The following is a 14,502-nucleotide window of genomic DNA, read 5'->3' on the forward strand; positions in this document are numbered from 1 at the left end:
CGCCTATTAATGGAGAATAACCACACCACATAGGCTCTGCCTTGCCTTAATACCAAACAGGCTGCTGCAAATTTAACCTTGAAAGGTCAACAGACCCTAGTTTAACGCTATGTGTTAAAAAATACAAAAAGCCAGCAAAAAGCTGGCTTTAGTGATTATTTATAATGAAGTCGTCTGCTTAGTTAACAGTATTTAAACCTTGGTTTATACCCACTAAATCTTCACGGCTTAATGTTCCTGTCGCTTGTTTTAAGCGAAGCGTTGATACAACATAACGATAACGCACATCAGCAAGATTACGCTTTGCATTGTACAAGTTTTGCGTACTGATCAGTACATCAACGATTGTACGTGTACCTACTTCAAAACCCGCTTCAGTGGCTTTTAATGCGCTTTCTGCTGAGATAACCGCTTGCTCAAGCGCTTTGAATGTCGCAATGTCAGATACCACTTGATTGTAAGAAGTAATTACAGAGCGAGTTACTGCACGATAATCGGTTTCAAAATCTTGGCTAGCAGCAACGTAAAATGCACGTGCTTGATCTGTTGCAGCAACCGTTGCGCCACCTGAGTAAAGTGGTACGCTAAAGTTTAGTCCAATAGAGCTAGAATCTGAACGAGGTTGATCGTCAAAACTAACGCCATTTGACTCGCTATCTGTCAATGAGTCGCCGTAGCTAGCATTTAACGTTAGTTTTGGATAATGACCTGCTTTTGCGAGTTCAATTTGTTCTTTAGCTATATCAACCGTGATTTTTGATACCTGCAGATTCAAATTTTTGTCTTTAGCTATTTTAACTAAATCAGTTGCAGGCGTACTTGGCTTAACAGTAGAAAACGTTTTGGTGTTTAACATATCAAGTTTTGCGTGATACTTACCAGTGATCTCACGTAGCTGCTCACGGGCTGTTTCTACCGCATTATTAGCAATGATCTCTTGCGCTACTGAGTTATCAAATTGTGCTTGTGCTTCATGTACATCGGTAATAGCTGTTAAACCTACAGCGTAACGCTGTTTAGTTTGTTCAAGTTGGCGCTCAATGGCACGTTTTTCAGCTTGTACAAATTCAAGGTTATCAATAGCGCTAAGTACGTTAAAATAACCCTCAGCAACACGAACAATTAGGTTTTGCTTGGCAAAGTCGTATTGGCCGCTTGCTTGAAGTGCTTGTTTGTCGGCTATACCTAATGAATTCCATGCGCCTAAATCAAATAACGTTTGGCTTAAGCTAATACCACGAGAAAACTCGTCGCTTTCAGAATTAATTTTATTAATAGAAGATAAATCTTCAGATTGTCTGAAGGAAGTTGAGTCAGACTTTGTATAACCCATAGTCAAACCAATTTGCGGTAATAATGCGCTCATAGCGCGATCGCTTTGGTATGATTGAGCATCAGCTTGGGCTTTTGCTTTTAAAACGGTAGGATCGTTGGCTGTTGCGATTTCAAAAACTTGAAGTAAATCTTCAGCATTGGCTACGGTTGAGCCCAATGCGCATGATAAACTAACCAGTGCTGCAAGGATGTTCTTTTTCATGTGATGTTCGGTCCTTAGACAATTTTTGTACTACAGGCATGTTAACCTGTTTTACTTAATAACTAAAAAAAAAATTAGTAAAACAACGTTCTCAAGTGTAACAGAATATATACCTAACACGCCTCATTCGCTCAATTTAGCGTTTTAATGGGGCTTGCAACCAAGGCGTTGATGTATCTACGCTTTCAAAAAGGAAATAAAAAACATGGCGAATAAAAGTCGTACTCAATTTACCCATGATGATGTGAGATTAAAACCGGTTGAAAATTTGTATAAGGGGTTTTTTAAAATAAACCTTTATCAATTTCAGCATGCCTTGTTTGCAGGTGGAGAGTCTGAGGTTATTCGTCGAGAAATTTTAGAGCGTGGCGATGCGGTCGCGGTATTACCTTATGATCCAGTGACTGAGCAAGTATTGCTCATAGAACAAATTCGAATTGGCGCAATTAAAAGCAAACATACGCCTTGGCTGTTAGAATGTATAGCGGGTATGACCGATGACAGTGAAGATTACGAAGCGGTTGTTAAAAAAGAAGCGTTTGAAGAAGCAGGGCTTAATTTAACAGAACTTGAGTTTATGCTGTCTTACCTTTCAAGCCCCGGCGGTACTACAGAGCGTTTGTTCTTATATTTAGCTCACGCCGATTTAAGCCAAATGAGTACTGGCATTTATGGGTTAGAAACCGAAGGTGAAGATATTAAAACCCATATTATGCACGTAGACGAAGCACAGCAGCGACTTAATAGTGGTGAAATAGATAATGCCGCTACCGTAATTAGCTTGCAATGGTTAGCGCTAAATCGCGATAAGATACGTAAAAAGTGGGCATAGTTTTTAATTTTTAATAGTAATGGCGGTATTTTGACAGCAATTTTAACCACTAATCGGTACATTCAAAGCCTTCCAAAGTATTTAACGCTTTGTGAGCACAATTACGTACGCCTTTTAAAATTACTGCCTCATGATCGAGTGATTGGCAATGTAAGAGAAATTAAATTAGGCCACAGTGAATTTGCAATTCACATAGATGATAGTGCCAAATACACACTCGATGTGTCTATTAAACAGTTAAATGGCATGCTCGTTGGCATTGCACCGCTGTATTTAACGGTACGTTTGTACAATGATGCGAAGGTGGCTGAAATTGTTCATCATGACTACCACCAACGAATTAAGCCTTCTTATGGTTACCCTAACCCAAAAATGCATCAAAAAGATGAAAAATATCAGTTAAATGCTTTTTTGTATGACTGGTTGGTAGCGTGTGTTGAAAGAGGTCAATCAACACTTAATTGGGATGTAAATAATGGCTTGGTTTGATGACACTTATTATTTTGAACAAACTACGCTTCGAATTGCACACCTAACTGATTGCCACCTTTTTAGTGATAAAGATGCTGAATACTTTGGCGTTAATACCGCTGAACATTTTGTTAAAGCATTGGCCGATATAGCAAAGCAGCAGCCTGATGCGTTGATATTTGGTGGTGACCTAACGCAAGATCACAGCTTTAATTCGTATTTATTATTTGCAGAACTTATTCATAATAGTGACGTTGATTGCCCCGTATTTTGGGTGCCTGGTAACCATGATGAGATTGAACAGCTTAATTTAATTAGTGGTGGACAAATACAACACGCTAAACACATAGTGGCACAAGGAATTGAGCTAATATTAATTAACTCTAAAGGTGATACACCAGCAGGGTGGGTTAGCGCCACACATTTGGATGAAATTATGGCGTGCTTAGTTAATTCAAGCAATCGCCACATTGCATTTTGTCATCACAACCCATTGCCTATTAATGGCTACCTAGATAAACATATGCTAGAAAATGGGCCGCAACTATTAAATTTATTAGTTAATAATGGCCGCGTTGATGCGCTGTTTCATGGGCATGTTCACAATGACTACCAACAGCAGTTTAGAGGGCTTAATGTGTACGCCACTCCTGCAAGTTGCGTGCAGTTTAGTAAACACAGTGAGACTTGGCAGCAAGAAAATAAAGGGTCAGCTTATCGCATGCTGTATTTAAATGCTGAGCAACAACAGCTGCACATACACTCGGACGTGGTATGGTTAAACGGGTAATTTATATTCACGGTTTTAATAGCTCTGAAAAATCATATAAAGCTGTGCGCTTTGGTGAGCTTATGGCACACTATGATGTTGATTATTGTGTGCCGCGTTTAAATCATGAGCCTGTAGAGGCTATTATAGCGCTTGAACAACTATTAACACCGAATACCGTATTATTGGGCAGCTCGCTAGGTGGTTTTTTTGCCACGTATTTATCGCAGCGTTATCAAATTCCTGCGGTGGTAATTAATCCTGCCGTTGCCCCATATACATTATTAGAGCCTATACTTGGGCCTAATTATAATCCGTATCAAGATTATAATTACCAATTACAATCTCGTCATATAGATGCGTTAAAAGCATTAACGGTGACAGAGTTAAAACACCCTGAACTGATGTACTTATTACAGCAAACAGGGGATGAAGTGTTAAATTTTCAGCACGCAATAAAGTATTACTCACAATGTAAACAGTTAATTGAATTTGGCGGCGATCATAGCTTTAATGGCTTTGAGAGAGCTTTTTCAAGCATTGTCGATTTTCTTAAAATCAGATATTAGCGTATATAAAGATAAAAACTATGACTCAACAAAATTATAACGCCGAAGCCATTGAAGTACTTAATGGATTAGAGCCGGTAAAACGCCGCCCTGGCATGTATACAGATACCACAAGGCCAAACCATTTAGGCCAAGAGGTTATTGATAACAGTGTTGATGAAGCAATGGCTGGGCACGCAACACGTATTGATGTCATTTTACATGAAGATAATTCGCTTGAGGTGAGTGACGATGGCCGAGGTATGCCAATTGACATTCACCCAGAAGAAGGTATTCCAGGAGTTGAGTTAATATTTACTAAGCTGCATGCCGGCGGTAAGTTTTCAAACAAAAACTATCAATTTTCTGGTGGCTTGCATGGCGTAGGTATCTCGGTTGTTAATGCGCTATCTACCCGCGTGGAAGTAACGGTTCGCCGTGATGCACAGCAATTTAGAATGGCTTTTGAGCATGGCGATAAAGTTGAAGATTTAAATGTGGTTGGTTCAGTGGGTAAACGCAACACTGGTACTACGGTTCGTTTTTGGCCAGACACCAGCTATTTTGACTCTGCTAATTTTTCTTTGACTAAGCTTAATCACTTATTAAAAGCCAAAGCGGTTTTATGCCCAGGTTTGCGTATTAAGTTTGTAAATAAACAAACGAAAGAAACCCAAGAATGGTTTTATGAAACAGGCTTAAAAGATTACTTAATTGAAGCCGTTAAAGGTTACGAAATACTACCTAAAGACCCATTTGTGGGTGAGTTTTCAAGTTCTATTGAAGGCGCTGATTGGGCGGTAGTATGGATGCCTGAAGGTGGTGAGTCGATAGCCGAAAGTTATGTAAACTTAATTCCTACCGCGCAAGGGGGCACCCATGTAAATGGTCTGCGCCAAGGGCTTTTAGAGGCGATGCGTGAATTTTGTGAGTTTAGAAATTTATTACCACGTGGCGTAAAGCTGACCCCAGATGATATTTGGGAACGTTGTAGTTATGTGTTGTCGGTTAAAATGCAAGACCCACAATTTGCAGGACAAACTAAAGAAAAGCTCTCATCACGTTCATGTGCTGCGTTTGTATCGGGTGTAGTAAAAGATGCCTTTAGCTTATGGCTAAATGAGCACACTGACACCGCAGAGCTACTTTCTGAACTATGTATTTCAAATGCACAGCGTCGCTTACGTGCGGCTAAAAAAGTAGTACGTAAGCGAGTTACATCAGGCCCAGCATTACCAGGCAAACTGACCGATTGTAGTGCTGCTGATAATGACCGCACAGAATTGTTTTTAGTAGAGGGTGACTCAGCAGGGGGCTCAGCTAAACAAGCGCGAGATCGTGAGTTCCAAGCAATTATGCCGCTAAGAGGTAAAATTTTAAATACTTGGGAGGTTGAGTCAGGGCAAATTTTGGCCTCTCAAGAGGTGCACGATATTTCAGTTGCGCTAGGTATAGACCCTGACTCAACCGATATGTCGGGACTACGTTACAATAAAATATGTATATTAGCGGATGCTGATTCCGATGGACTGCATATTGCCACCTTACTATGTGCCTTATTTGTGCGACATTTTCCACAGTTGGTTAAAACCGGACATGTGTATGTTGCTATGCCACCGTTATTTAGAATTGATATTGGCAAAGATGTTTACTATGCGCTGGATGAAGATGAAAAAACCGGCATTTTAGCGCGCATAGAAGCAGAAAAAAAGCGTGGCAAAGTAAACGTACAACGCTTTAAAGGTTTGGGTGAAATGAACCCGCTACAATTGCGTGAAACAACCATGGATCCAAATACTCGCCGTTTAGTACAGCTTACTCTTGATGAAGAGCAGCAAACAATGGAAATGATGGATATGCTACTCGCTAAAAAGCGCTCATCAGATCGCCGTCAATGGTTAGAAGATCACGGTAACAAGGCACAAGTTTAATAAGCCTTTGGGCTTAAAGCAGGAGAGGCAAATGAATAAGTTATTTAGCACACTGTTGTTACTGGGCTTAATATCATCGCCAGTGATGGCGAAAAGTATACTCGACAAGCTGACCGCTGCACCGGGTTTTGAAATCAGCTTATTTGCTGATGATGTTGAAAATGCACGGCAAATTGCAGTATCAAGCCGAGGTATTGTGTATGCAGGGTCTCGTAAAGCGGGCAATGTGTATGCACTGATTGACCATAACAGCGATGGCGTGGCAGATAAAAAAATAGTGATTGCAGAGGGATTAAATATGCCCTCGGGTTTAGCAATTAAAGGCGGTGACTTATATGTTGGTGAAGTGCACCGGATTATCCGTTTTAAAAATATCGATAAACACCTCAAAAATCCTGAGTATGAAGTGTTTTATAGCGATTTACCGTCAGAGCGTCACCATGGTTGGAAGTTTTTGCGCTTTGCACCAAATGGCGAGCTGATAATTCCCGTGGGCGTACCGTGTAATATTTGTGAGGAAGATGCTCGCTTTGGCCGTATTTTTTCGTTAAATACCGATACCAAAGAAATAACGACTTTAGCCAAAGGTGTACGTAATACGGTGGGTTTTGACTTTCATCCTAGTACGCAAATGCTATGGTTTAGCGATAACGGCCGCGACATGATGGGGGATGATATTCCACCTGATGAGCTAAACCGCATTACTAAGGAAGAAGAGCACTTTGGTTTTCCATACGTGCATGGTGGCGTTATTGTTGATCCTGAGTTTGGTGAAGGCAAAAATATTGCTGATTACACTCAACCTGCATTGGCATTGGGGGCGCATGTTGCGCCATTGGGTATTCATTTTTATACCGGCAAACAGTTCCCAGATAGCTACAAACAACAGTTGTTTGTTGCTGAGCATGGTTCATGGAATCGCTCTAAAAAGGTCGGTTATAAAGTGGCTGTGGCAACCATAGAAAATGCCAAAGTAACTAAATATACGCCATTGATCACCGGCTTTATGCAAGACGAAACGACATTTGGACGCCCTGTTGCATTTGCACAATTAAATGATGGCAGTCTATTGGTAAGCGATGATTACGCAAACGTAATTTACCGCGTAAGCTATAAGAAAAACTAGGTAAGCTTTAATGAGTGATACAGATACCTTGCTAATGCAAGGAATTGAACAGCAAACAATGGGGCGTTTTACCGAAGACGCCTATTTAAATTATTCAATGTACGTGATCATGGATCGTGCCTTACCGCACGTTGGTGACGGCTTAAAACCCGTTCAGCGTCGTATTATTTATGCGATGAGTGAATTGGGATTATCGGCAAGTGCTAAATACAAAAAATCAGCCCGTACCGTGGGTGATGTATTAGGTAAATACCATCCTCATGGTGATAGTGCCTGTTATGAAGCCATGGTACTTATGGCGCAGCCGTTTTCTTATCGCTACCCGTTAGTTGATGGTCAGGGTAACTGGGGTGCAGCTGACGATCCGAAGTCGTTTGCGGCAATGCGTTATACTGAAGCGCGTTTATCTAAATTCTCTGAAGTATTACTTAAAGAGTTAGGCCAAGGGACCGTTGATTGGACGCCAAACTTCGACGGCACCATGGATGAGCCTTTAGTATTGCCATCGCGCTTACCGCATATATTACTTAATGGTGTCACCGGTATTGCGGTAGGTATGGCAACCGATATACCGCCGCATAATGTGCGTGAAGTAGCCAGTGCCTGTTGTTTATTACTTGATAAACCAAAAACAGAGCTCGAAGAGTTACTGGATTTAGTACATGCGCCAGATTACCCAACTGATGCTGAAATAATTACGCCAAAAGCTGATATTCACAAAATTTATAAAACTGGCCGTGGCTCAATTAAAATGCGCGCTGTGTATTGTGAAGAGCAAGGCGATATAGTTATTACTGCGTTACCGCATCAATGTTCGGGTGCAAAAGTACTTGAGCAAATTGCAGCGCAAATGAATGCTAAAAAGTTGCCAATGGTAGCCGATTTACGTGATGAATCTGATCATGAAAATCCGACCCGCATTGTGATTGTGCCGCGTTCAAACCGAATTAAAGCTGAGCCATTAATGGCACACTTATTTGCCACCACCGATCTTGAAAAAAATTACCGCGTAAATTTAAATATGCTCGGCTTAGATGGCCGTCCACAGGTCAAAGATTTACGGAGTATTTTAACAGAGTGGTTAACCTTTAGACGCGAAACGGTACGTCGTCGCTTGCAATATCGACTTGATAAAGTGCTGGCACGATTACATATTTTAGAAGGTTTACTAGCTGCCTTTTTAAATATTGATGAAGTTATAGAAATCATCCGCTCTGAAGATAAGCCTAAACCAATATTGATGGAGCGCTTTGATTTAACAGATATTCAAGCAGAAGCCATTTTAGAATTAAAACTTCGCCATTTGGCAAAACTTGAAGAGTTTAAAATTCGTGGTGAGCAAGATGAATTGGCGAAAGAGCGTGACAAATTAGAGCAAACACTGGGCTCAGACCGTCGCATGTCGACCTTATTGAAAAAAGAAATTCAAGAAGCTGCAGAAATGTATGGTGATGATCGCCGCTCGCCTGTGATTGAGCGTGTAGAAGCCAAAGCACTGAGCGAAAAAGATTTAATACCATCAGAGTCAGTAACCGTGGTGCTATCAGATAAAGGCTGGGCACGTGTTGGTAAGGGGCATGACTTAGATGTGGAAGGATTAAATTACAGAGCTGGTGATGGCTATAGAGCATCAGCTCGAGGTAAAAGTAATCAGCCTGCGGTATTTTTAGATTCAGCAGGGCGTGCATTTGCCACTGATGCTCACAGTCTCCCTTCAGCGCGAAGCCAAGGTGAGCCAATGACAGGGCGCTTTAATCTAACCTCAGGCGCAAGCTTTGAGCACGTAGTTATGGGTGAAGACACTCAAGTGTTGTTAATGGCCTCCGACGCTGGTTATGGCTTTATTACTGACTTTAAAGATTTAGTGAGTAAAAACAAAAACGGTAAAGCGTTAGTGAGTGTGCCAAAAGGTGGTGTATTACTTTCTCCAATTCGCGTTAACGACGTGGCTACTGACTACTGTATGGCGATTTCTAACGAAGGGCGGATGTTGTTATTCCCACTGCGAGACCTCCCTAAGCTAGGTAAGGGTAAGGGCAATAAAATTATTTCTATTCCGGGTGCGAAAGTGCAAGCCCGCGAAGAGTTTGTAAAAGTATTAGCTGTTGTGCCGCAAGGCAGCAGTGTAACGCTGCATGCAGGTAAGCGTAAGCTGACCCTTAAACCAAGCGATCTTGAGCATTACCATGGCGAGCGAGGCCGCAGAGGGAATAAGTTACCTCGTGGTTTACAGCGCGTAGATGAAGCTGTGGTAGAGTTAACACCGCAGCAAGTAGATGAACCAAGCTCAGACGCATAGCCAAGTTAATCCTGAGATCAAATTAGATGAAATTAGAAAACGGCTTACCTAGGTAAGCCGTTTTTTTATGACTGTTTTATTTCAGCGCACGCTTGTGCGCTATTTTCTCGTCTACGCAACAAAATAACGTTATAATAGAGCAATACATGATTGTGGTTATATTGAAGAGGCGCATTTGCTAGCTGTTATACGTATTTTAATAATGCTGTTGTTTATATTGTTAAGTTGTTTTTTTGGTTTGTTATTATCAATATTTAGACCATTTCATCCTAATAATGTGCACGTTATTGCAAGTTGGTTTGGTTCAATGGCTAAAATGCTTGGGGTTAAATTAGAACTAAAATATCATCCCGATGCGCTTCAAGTGGGGCCTGCTGTGTATGTAGCGAATCATCAAAATAGCTATGACTTATTTACTGTTCCAGCCATGGTGCCAAAAAATTGTGTGAGTGTTGGCAAAAAAAGTCTGAAGTGGATCCCATTTTTTGGTCAGCTTTATTGGTTGTCGGGTAATATTTTAATCGACAGAGCAAATCGCTCTAAAGCGGCAGGCACTATTTCTAAAGCAGCGGCTAAAATAAAACAAAAAGGCTTATCGGTGTGGATGTTCCCTGAGGGGACGCGTAGTTATGGTCGTGGTTTACTCCCCTTTAAAACCGGTGCGTTTCATACAGCAATGAGTGCAGAGGTACCTGTTGTGCCAGTATGTATGAACACAACCGATAAAACCATTAAACTAAATCGCTGGGATAATGGTACAATTTACATTGAAATGTTAGCCCCCATAGCACTTGATAACAGTATCAGTGCACGTGAACATGCTAAAAGTGTGCACAGCATTATGGCTGCTAAAATAACAGAATTAGATGCTCAAGTGAGAGAGAAATAATGGAAAACTGGCGTGAAATAAGTGAAGACATCGTAACTTCATTACTTGAAGATGGTTCCGACCCGGAAATTCTTTATGAAGTAGAACACCACTTTGTATGTGAAGACTTTACTAAGTTAGAACAAGCTGCACTTGCTGCGTTTAAACTAGGTTACGATGTAGAAGAGCCAGCAGAACTTGAGCTTGAAGACGGCGAAAAGATTTGGAGTTTTGACATTGTTGTTGAAGCCGAATTAGATGTTGACGTTATAATGGAAGATGTTGATAAACTTGCACAGCTTGCCGTTGAATGCGATGTAGAATACGACGGTTGGGGCACTTACTTTCAAGAGTAAGGGTCACCAATGCAAAAGGCGAACAATAATGTTCGCCTTTTTTGTGCTGTTAGATCTGCGTTGTAATTACAGCCACTTTTTATTTTTAAAGTAAATACCAATCCCACCAGTCAAAACAACCAAAAACACCACAAATGCAGTAAATGCATAGGGGCTGTCTGTGCCAGGAATACCGCCAACATTGACCCCCAATAACCCAGTCAAAAATCCTAGTGGTAAAAATAAAGCAGCCACCACCGACATCACATACATACGCTGATTTAATTGCTCAGACACTTGGTTAGTAATGGTTTGCTGAATAACGAGTGCACGCTCTATTGAACTATCGAGCTCTTCTAAATAGCGAATAAGTAAATTGGTGGTTTCATTTAGCTTGGCTTTATCATCGTCAAACAGCCACGAGTAATGATTATTAACCATGTTGCTGAGCGCTTCCTTTTGTGGTTTTAAGTACCGTTTTAGCGCGATTGTTTGACGGCGAAGTTGCGACAAGCCCTGGTTATCAAACTTTTTACTAGGCTCATCAATTTCTTCTTCAAACTCATCTAAGCTTTCATCTAGTTCATCTATTACCGTTTGCATACGTGAAGTTAACTTTTGCGCTAAGCTACACACTAGTTCAGAAATACTGCTAGGCCCCTCATTATTATTCAACGAGGTTAAAATATCTTGCACTGACAATAATCGGCGCTTACGGGTAGTGATCACCACATCTTTATTAATAAATAAGCGAATAGACACCATGTCTTCAGGGCTTTGCGCTGGATTTAAATTGATTCCACGTAAAAACAGCATATGGCCATTCATTGTAGGAGTAATACGAGGGCGTGTTTCATCTGCGGTAAGTGATTCAAGTTCGTAGTCGTTTAATTGGCCGCAGTTTTTTAACCAATCAACGGCTTCTTTTTGACTGTAATCCATATGTACCCACAGTTTTCCATCAGTAGGTTGCCATTGATGTAATTGTTTACTGTTTTCTATTGGGCGAGCGCCGCCTTGTTCATCAAGAATAAGCGCATGAAGTAAGCCGTTAATCATAATAATTTCTCATAAATAGTATGTTTTTAATACAGTTTTACTGTAGTGTATTTAACTTAGCTTTACTTTGAAGAGTTAAGCAACAAAAAGTTATTTTTTAGCCTATGGTTAAGTGTACACATTAGAGGGCATTGTTAACCGAGTAAACTTAAAAGATCAATCAAATCGACTTATCGAGTGGATGAATTTATTTTGCTGGTGTTTTATTAGCGGTAGCGTATAAAACACTTTTTTACTAAGGGCGCATTTATGACGACAAAAATAACAGTTGGTTGGCGTGAGTGGTTAAGTTTACCCGAGCTAGGTATCGAGCAAATTAAAGCAAAAATAGATACTGGTGCGCGTACTTCCTGTATTCATGCAATTAATATTGAAGAGTACGAAGTAGATGGCGAAAAGTGGGTTAAATTTACAGCCCAACCATTGCAAGAAGACGAGCAAACGCAAATTACCTGCAATGCCAAAGTTAAAAAAATGAAGTACGTTACCAGCTCTAGTGGCCAAAAAGAATTGCGTTACTTTATTGAAACTACATTGCATGCAGGCGAATTTAGTTGGCCAATAGAAATTACATTAACAAGTCGTGCGTCAATGAAGTTTAGAATGTTGTTAGGGCGCACAGCAATGGAAAATCGTATAGTCGTTGATCCGGCTTTATCACACTTATTATAAGGATTCGTTGAGTAGTAAATACACTTACATGTGCTTACTCAACATAATTTAGTTAAGGTTTTAACTATGAAAATTGGTATTTTATCTCGTAACAAAAAATTATATTCAACGCGTCGTTTAATTGAAGCTGCTGAGGCGCGCGGACATGAAGTGAAAGTTATTGATGCGTTACGCTCTTATATGAACATAAACTCAGAGCAACCTGAAATTCATTATCGTGGTGAAAATCTAAAAGATTTCGATGCTATCGTGCCACGTATTGGTGCATCGGTTACATTTTATGGTTGTGCTGTATTACGCCAATTTGAAATGATGGGAGTGTTCCCTGTTAATGAATCTGTGGCTATTTCTCGCTCTCGCGATAAATTACGTTCTTTGCAATTACTATCACGTAAAGGTGTAGGTATGCCGGTCACAGGCTTTGCCAGCAAGCCGGATGACGTAAAAGATTTATTAGAAATGGTAGGCGGTGCACCGGTTGTTATTAAATTACTGGAAGGTACTCAAGGTATTGGTGTGGTATTGGCTGAAACACGTAAAGCAGCTGAAAGTGTTATTGAAGCATTTATGGGCTTAAAAGCCAATATCATGGTGCAAGAGTATATTAAAGAAGCTGGCGGTGCAGACATTCGTTGCTTTGTATTGGGCGATAAAGTGATTGCTGCGATGAAACGCCAAGCGCAAGAAGGCGAGTTCCGCTCTAATCTTCATCGTGGTGGTAGTGCTACACTGGTGCGTATTACCCCAGAAGAGCGTAAAACAGCGGTTGCAGCGGCAAAAGCAATGGGCTTAAACGTTGCTGGCGTTGACCTACTTCGCTCATCTCGTGGTCCTTTGGTTATGGAAGTAAATTCATCGCCAGGCCTTGAGGGAATTGAAGTGGCAACAGGTAAAGATATCGCGGGTATGGTGATTGATTTCATCGAAAAAACGGCCTCAGTGAAAGGAACAGCAACACGTGGCAAAGGTTAAAATTAACAGTCCTTTTACCTTATTAGGTGAAAGTATTGGCGTGGGTGAGCGAAAATCACTGGCGCTGGAAGCTGCAAAGCTTTATACCCATTCACCGCTTAATATTCCTATTGAAGTGGTCAATGGTGTAATGGAAGGCCCTGTATTGATGGTATGTGCGGCAATTCATGGCGATGAGCTAAATGGAGTTGAAGTAGTGCGCCAGCTACTGGCTAAAATCGACCCTAGCCAGCTACGAGGCACATTAATAGCGGTGCCGATTGTGAATGTATTTGGTTTTATTCATAAGTCGCGTTACTTGCCTGACCGTCGTGATATGAACCGAAGCTTTCCAGGTTCTGAACGTGGCTCGTTAGCAGGTCGTATGGCGTATATGTTTTTTAACCAAGTTGCTGTGCACTGTACGCATATTATAGATTTACATACGGGGGCGATTCACCGTACTAACTTACCGCAAATACGTGCTAATTTAGCCGATGAAGCTACAGCGCAAATGGCTAAGGCTTTTGGCACACCAGCTGTAATTAACGCATCACTGCGCAATGGTTCACTACGTAGTGAAGCGGCTAATTTGGGCATACCCGTTATTACCTACGAAGCCGGTGAGGCGCTGCGCTTTGACCCGATTGCGATTGCTGCGGGAGTACAAGGGGTTGATTATGTTATGCGCCATTTAAAAATGATGCGCGGTAAACGACCAAAAAAACTACCTGAGCCGATTATTGCTGGTTCAACAAGTTGGGTACGTGCTGAGGTTGACGGCATAGTAAGAGCGCAAGTATCGTTAGGTGAACGTGTCACAAAGGGGCAAATACTGGCGTATATAAGTAGCCCACTTGGCGACTCTGAGCTTGAATTACTCGCTCCACGTAGCGGTATTATTATTGGTCAGCAAACCATGCCTCTAGTAAATGAAGGCGATGCCGTATTCCACATTGCTTATTTTGCACATGCAAATAGCCTGGTAGAGCAGCAGCTAGAAACATTTATTGATGAGATAAATGACTTAGATGATGAACTGAAAACGGCTGAGCTGAATAATTAACTTCACTGGTAAAAAATTAAAAAAGCCGCTTAAGCGGC

14 protein-coding genes are annotated in these 14,502 nt (G+C 41.1%); 12 read left to right on the forward strand and 2 right to left on the reverse strand.

The annotated features are described in order from the left end of the window. Nucleotides 1-178 precede the first annotated feature (178 nt). Nucleotides 179-1,537 (reverse strand): outer membrane channel protein TolC, encoded by a 1,359-nt coding sequence (gene tolC / locus CWB76_RS14015; RefSeq protein ID WP_138608421.1) that lies wholly within the window; start codon nt 1,535-1,537, stop codon nt 179-181. Nucleotides 1,538-1,742: 205 nt separating this feature from the next. Here tolC and CWB76_RS14020 point away from each other — a divergent pair, with 205 nt between their 5' ends. The 9 genes from CWB76_RS14020 to rraB all read left to right on the forward strand — a co-directional run bounded on the left by CWB76_RS14020 (nt 1,743) and on the right by rraB (nt 10,737). Further along, nucleotides 1,743-2,369 (forward strand): NUDIX domain-containing protein, encoded by a 627-nt coding sequence (locus tag CWB76_RS14020; protein WP_138608423.1) that lies wholly within the window; start codon nt 1,743-1,745, stop codon nt 2,367-2,369. Nucleotides 2,370-2,399: 30 nt separating this feature from the next. Next, entirely contained in the window at nt 2,400-2,858 is a 459-nt protein-coding gene (locus CWB76_RS14025) for a DUF1249 domain-containing protein (RefSeq protein WP_138608425.1), read from the forward strand. Continuing rightward, nucleotides 2,845-3,630, forward strand: coding sequence for a metallophosphoesterase (locus CWB76_RS14030; protein ID WP_138608427.1), 786 nt, complete (start codon nt 2,845-2,847; stop codon nt 3,628-3,630). Before CWB76_RS14025 ends, CWB76_RS14030 begins: the two co-directional genes overlap by 14 nt. Further along, nucleotides 3,615-4,178 carry a YqiA/YcfP family alpha/beta fold hydrolase gene (locus tag CWB76_RS14035; protein ID WP_138608429.1) on the forward strand — a complete coding sequence of 188 codons (564 nt, stop codon included), beginning with the start codon at nt 3,615-3,617 and terminating at the stop codon, nt 4,176-4,178. Before CWB76_RS14030 ends, CWB76_RS14035 begins: the two co-directional genes overlap by 16 nt. Nucleotides 4,179-4,198: 20 nt before the next feature. Next, entirely contained in the window at nt 4,199-6,088 is a 1,890-nt protein-coding gene (gene parE / locus CWB76_RS14040; protein WP_138608431.1) for a DNA topoisomerase IV subunit B, read from the forward strand. A gap of 31 nt (nt 6,089-6,119) precedes the next feature. Next, entirely contained in the window at nt 6,120-7,214 is a 1,095-nt protein-coding gene (locus tag CWB76_RS14045; protein ID WP_138608433.1) for a PQQ-dependent sugar dehydrogenase, read from the forward strand. A gap of 10 nt (nt 7,215-7,224) precedes the next feature. Beyond that, entirely contained in the window at nt 7,225-9,513 is a 2,289-nt protein-coding gene (parC, locus tag CWB76_RS14050) for a DNA topoisomerase IV subunit A (protein ID WP_138608435.1), read from the forward strand. Nucleotides 9,514-9,688: 175 nt separating this feature from the next. Continuing rightward, entirely contained in the window at nt 9,689-10,402 is a 714-nt protein-coding gene (locus CWB76_RS14055) for a 1-acylglycerol-3-phosphate O-acyltransferase (RefSeq protein ID WP_171039637.1), read from the forward strand. Continuing rightward, nucleotides 10,402-10,737, forward strand: a complete 336-nt coding sequence (gene rraB, locus CWB76_RS14060) for a ribonuclease E inhibitor RraB (RefSeq protein WP_008110603.1) — start codon at nt 10,402-10,404, stop codon at nt 10,735-10,737. Before CWB76_RS14055 ends, rraB begins: the two co-directional genes overlap by 1 nt. A 66-nt stretch (nt 10,738-10,803) precedes the next feature. Here rraB and CWB76_RS14065 read toward each other — a convergent pair whose 3' ends face one another. Next, complete coding sequence (locus CWB76_RS14065; RefSeq protein ID WP_138608437.1) at nt 10,804-11,775, reverse strand: zinc transporter ZntB; 972 nt, start codon at nt 11,773-11,775, stop codon at nt 10,804-10,806. 249 nt (nt 11,776-12,024) lie between these two features. On the opposite strand from CWB76_RS14065, the gene CWB76_RS14070 reads away from it, so the two are divergent. The 3 genes from CWB76_RS14070 (at nt 12,025) to CWB76_RS14080 (ending at nt 14,464) form a co-directional block, all read left to right on the forward strand. Continuing rightward, nucleotides 12,025-12,447, forward strand: a complete 423-nt coding sequence (locus CWB76_RS14070) for an ATP-dependent zinc protease family protein (RefSeq protein ID WP_010391555.1) — start codon at nt 12,025-12,027, stop codon at nt 12,445-12,447. 66 nt (nt 12,448-12,513) lie between these two features. Beyond that, a complete protein-coding gene (gene rimK / locus CWB76_RS14075) occupies nt 12,514-13,419 on the forward strand; it encodes a 30S ribosomal protein S6--L-glutamate ligase (protein ID WP_008467750.1) in 906 nt (301 codons plus the stop codon). Further along, nucleotides 13,406-14,464, forward strand: a complete 1,059-nt coding sequence (locus CWB76_RS14080) for a succinylglutamate desuccinylase/aspartoacylase family protein (protein ID WP_138608439.1) — start codon at nt 13,406-13,408, stop codon at nt 14,462-14,464. The genes rimK and CWB76_RS14080 overlap by 14 nt, the downstream gene beginning before the upstream one ends. The last annotated feature ends 38 nt before the right edge of the window (nt 14,465-14,502 follow it).

Origin of the sequence: Pseudoalteromonas sp. S1609, assembly GCF_005887255.1 — a bacterium.
In the GTDB taxonomy this organism is placed as follows: domain Bacteria; phylum Pseudomonadota; class Gammaproteobacteria; order Enterobacterales; family Alteromonadaceae; genus Pseudoalteromonas.

Excerpts from the sequence above, each read along its gene's own strand:
- tolC (WP_138608421.1), bottom strand. The coding sequence starts at position 1,537 with ATGAAAAAGAACATCCTTGCAGCACTGGTTAGTTTATCATGCGCATTG.
- CWB76_RS14020 (WP_138608423.1), top strand. The coding sequence starts at position 1,743 with ATGGCGAATAAAAGTCGTACTCAATTTACCCATGATGATGTGAGATTA.
- CWB76_RS14030 (WP_138608427.1), top strand. The coding sequence starts at position 2,845 with ATGGCTTGGTTTGATGACACTTATTATTTTGAACAAACTACGCTTCGA.
- CWB76_RS14035 (WP_138608429.1), top strand. The coding sequence starts at position 3,615 with ATGGTTAAACGGGTAATTTATATTCACGGTTTTAATAGCTCTGAAAAA.
- parE (WP_138608431.1), top strand. The coding sequence starts at position 4,199 with ATGACTCAACAAAATTATAACGCCGAAGCCATTGAAGTACTTAATGGA.
- CWB76_RS14045 (WP_138608433.1), top strand. The coding sequence starts at position 6,120 with ATGAATAAGTTATTTAGCACACTGTTGTTACTGGGCTTAATATCATCG.
- parC (WP_138608435.1), top strand. The coding sequence starts at position 7,225 with ATGAGTGATACAGATACCTTGCTAATGCAAGGAATTGAACAGCAAACA.
- rraB (WP_008110603.1), top strand. The coding sequence starts at position 10,402 with ATGGAAAACTGGCGTGAAATAAGTGAAGACATCGTAACTTCATTACTT.
- CWB76_RS14065 (WP_138608437.1), bottom strand. The coding sequence starts at position 11,775 with ATGATTAACGGCTTACTTCATGCGCTTATTCTTGATGAACAAGGCGGC.
- CWB76_RS14070 (WP_010391555.1), top strand. The coding sequence starts at position 12,025 with ATGACGACAAAAATAACAGTTGGTTGGCGTGAGTGGTTAAGTTTACCC.
- rimK (WP_008467750.1), top strand. The coding sequence starts at position 12,514 with ATGAAAATTGGTATTTTATCTCGTAACAAAAAATTATATTCAACGCGT.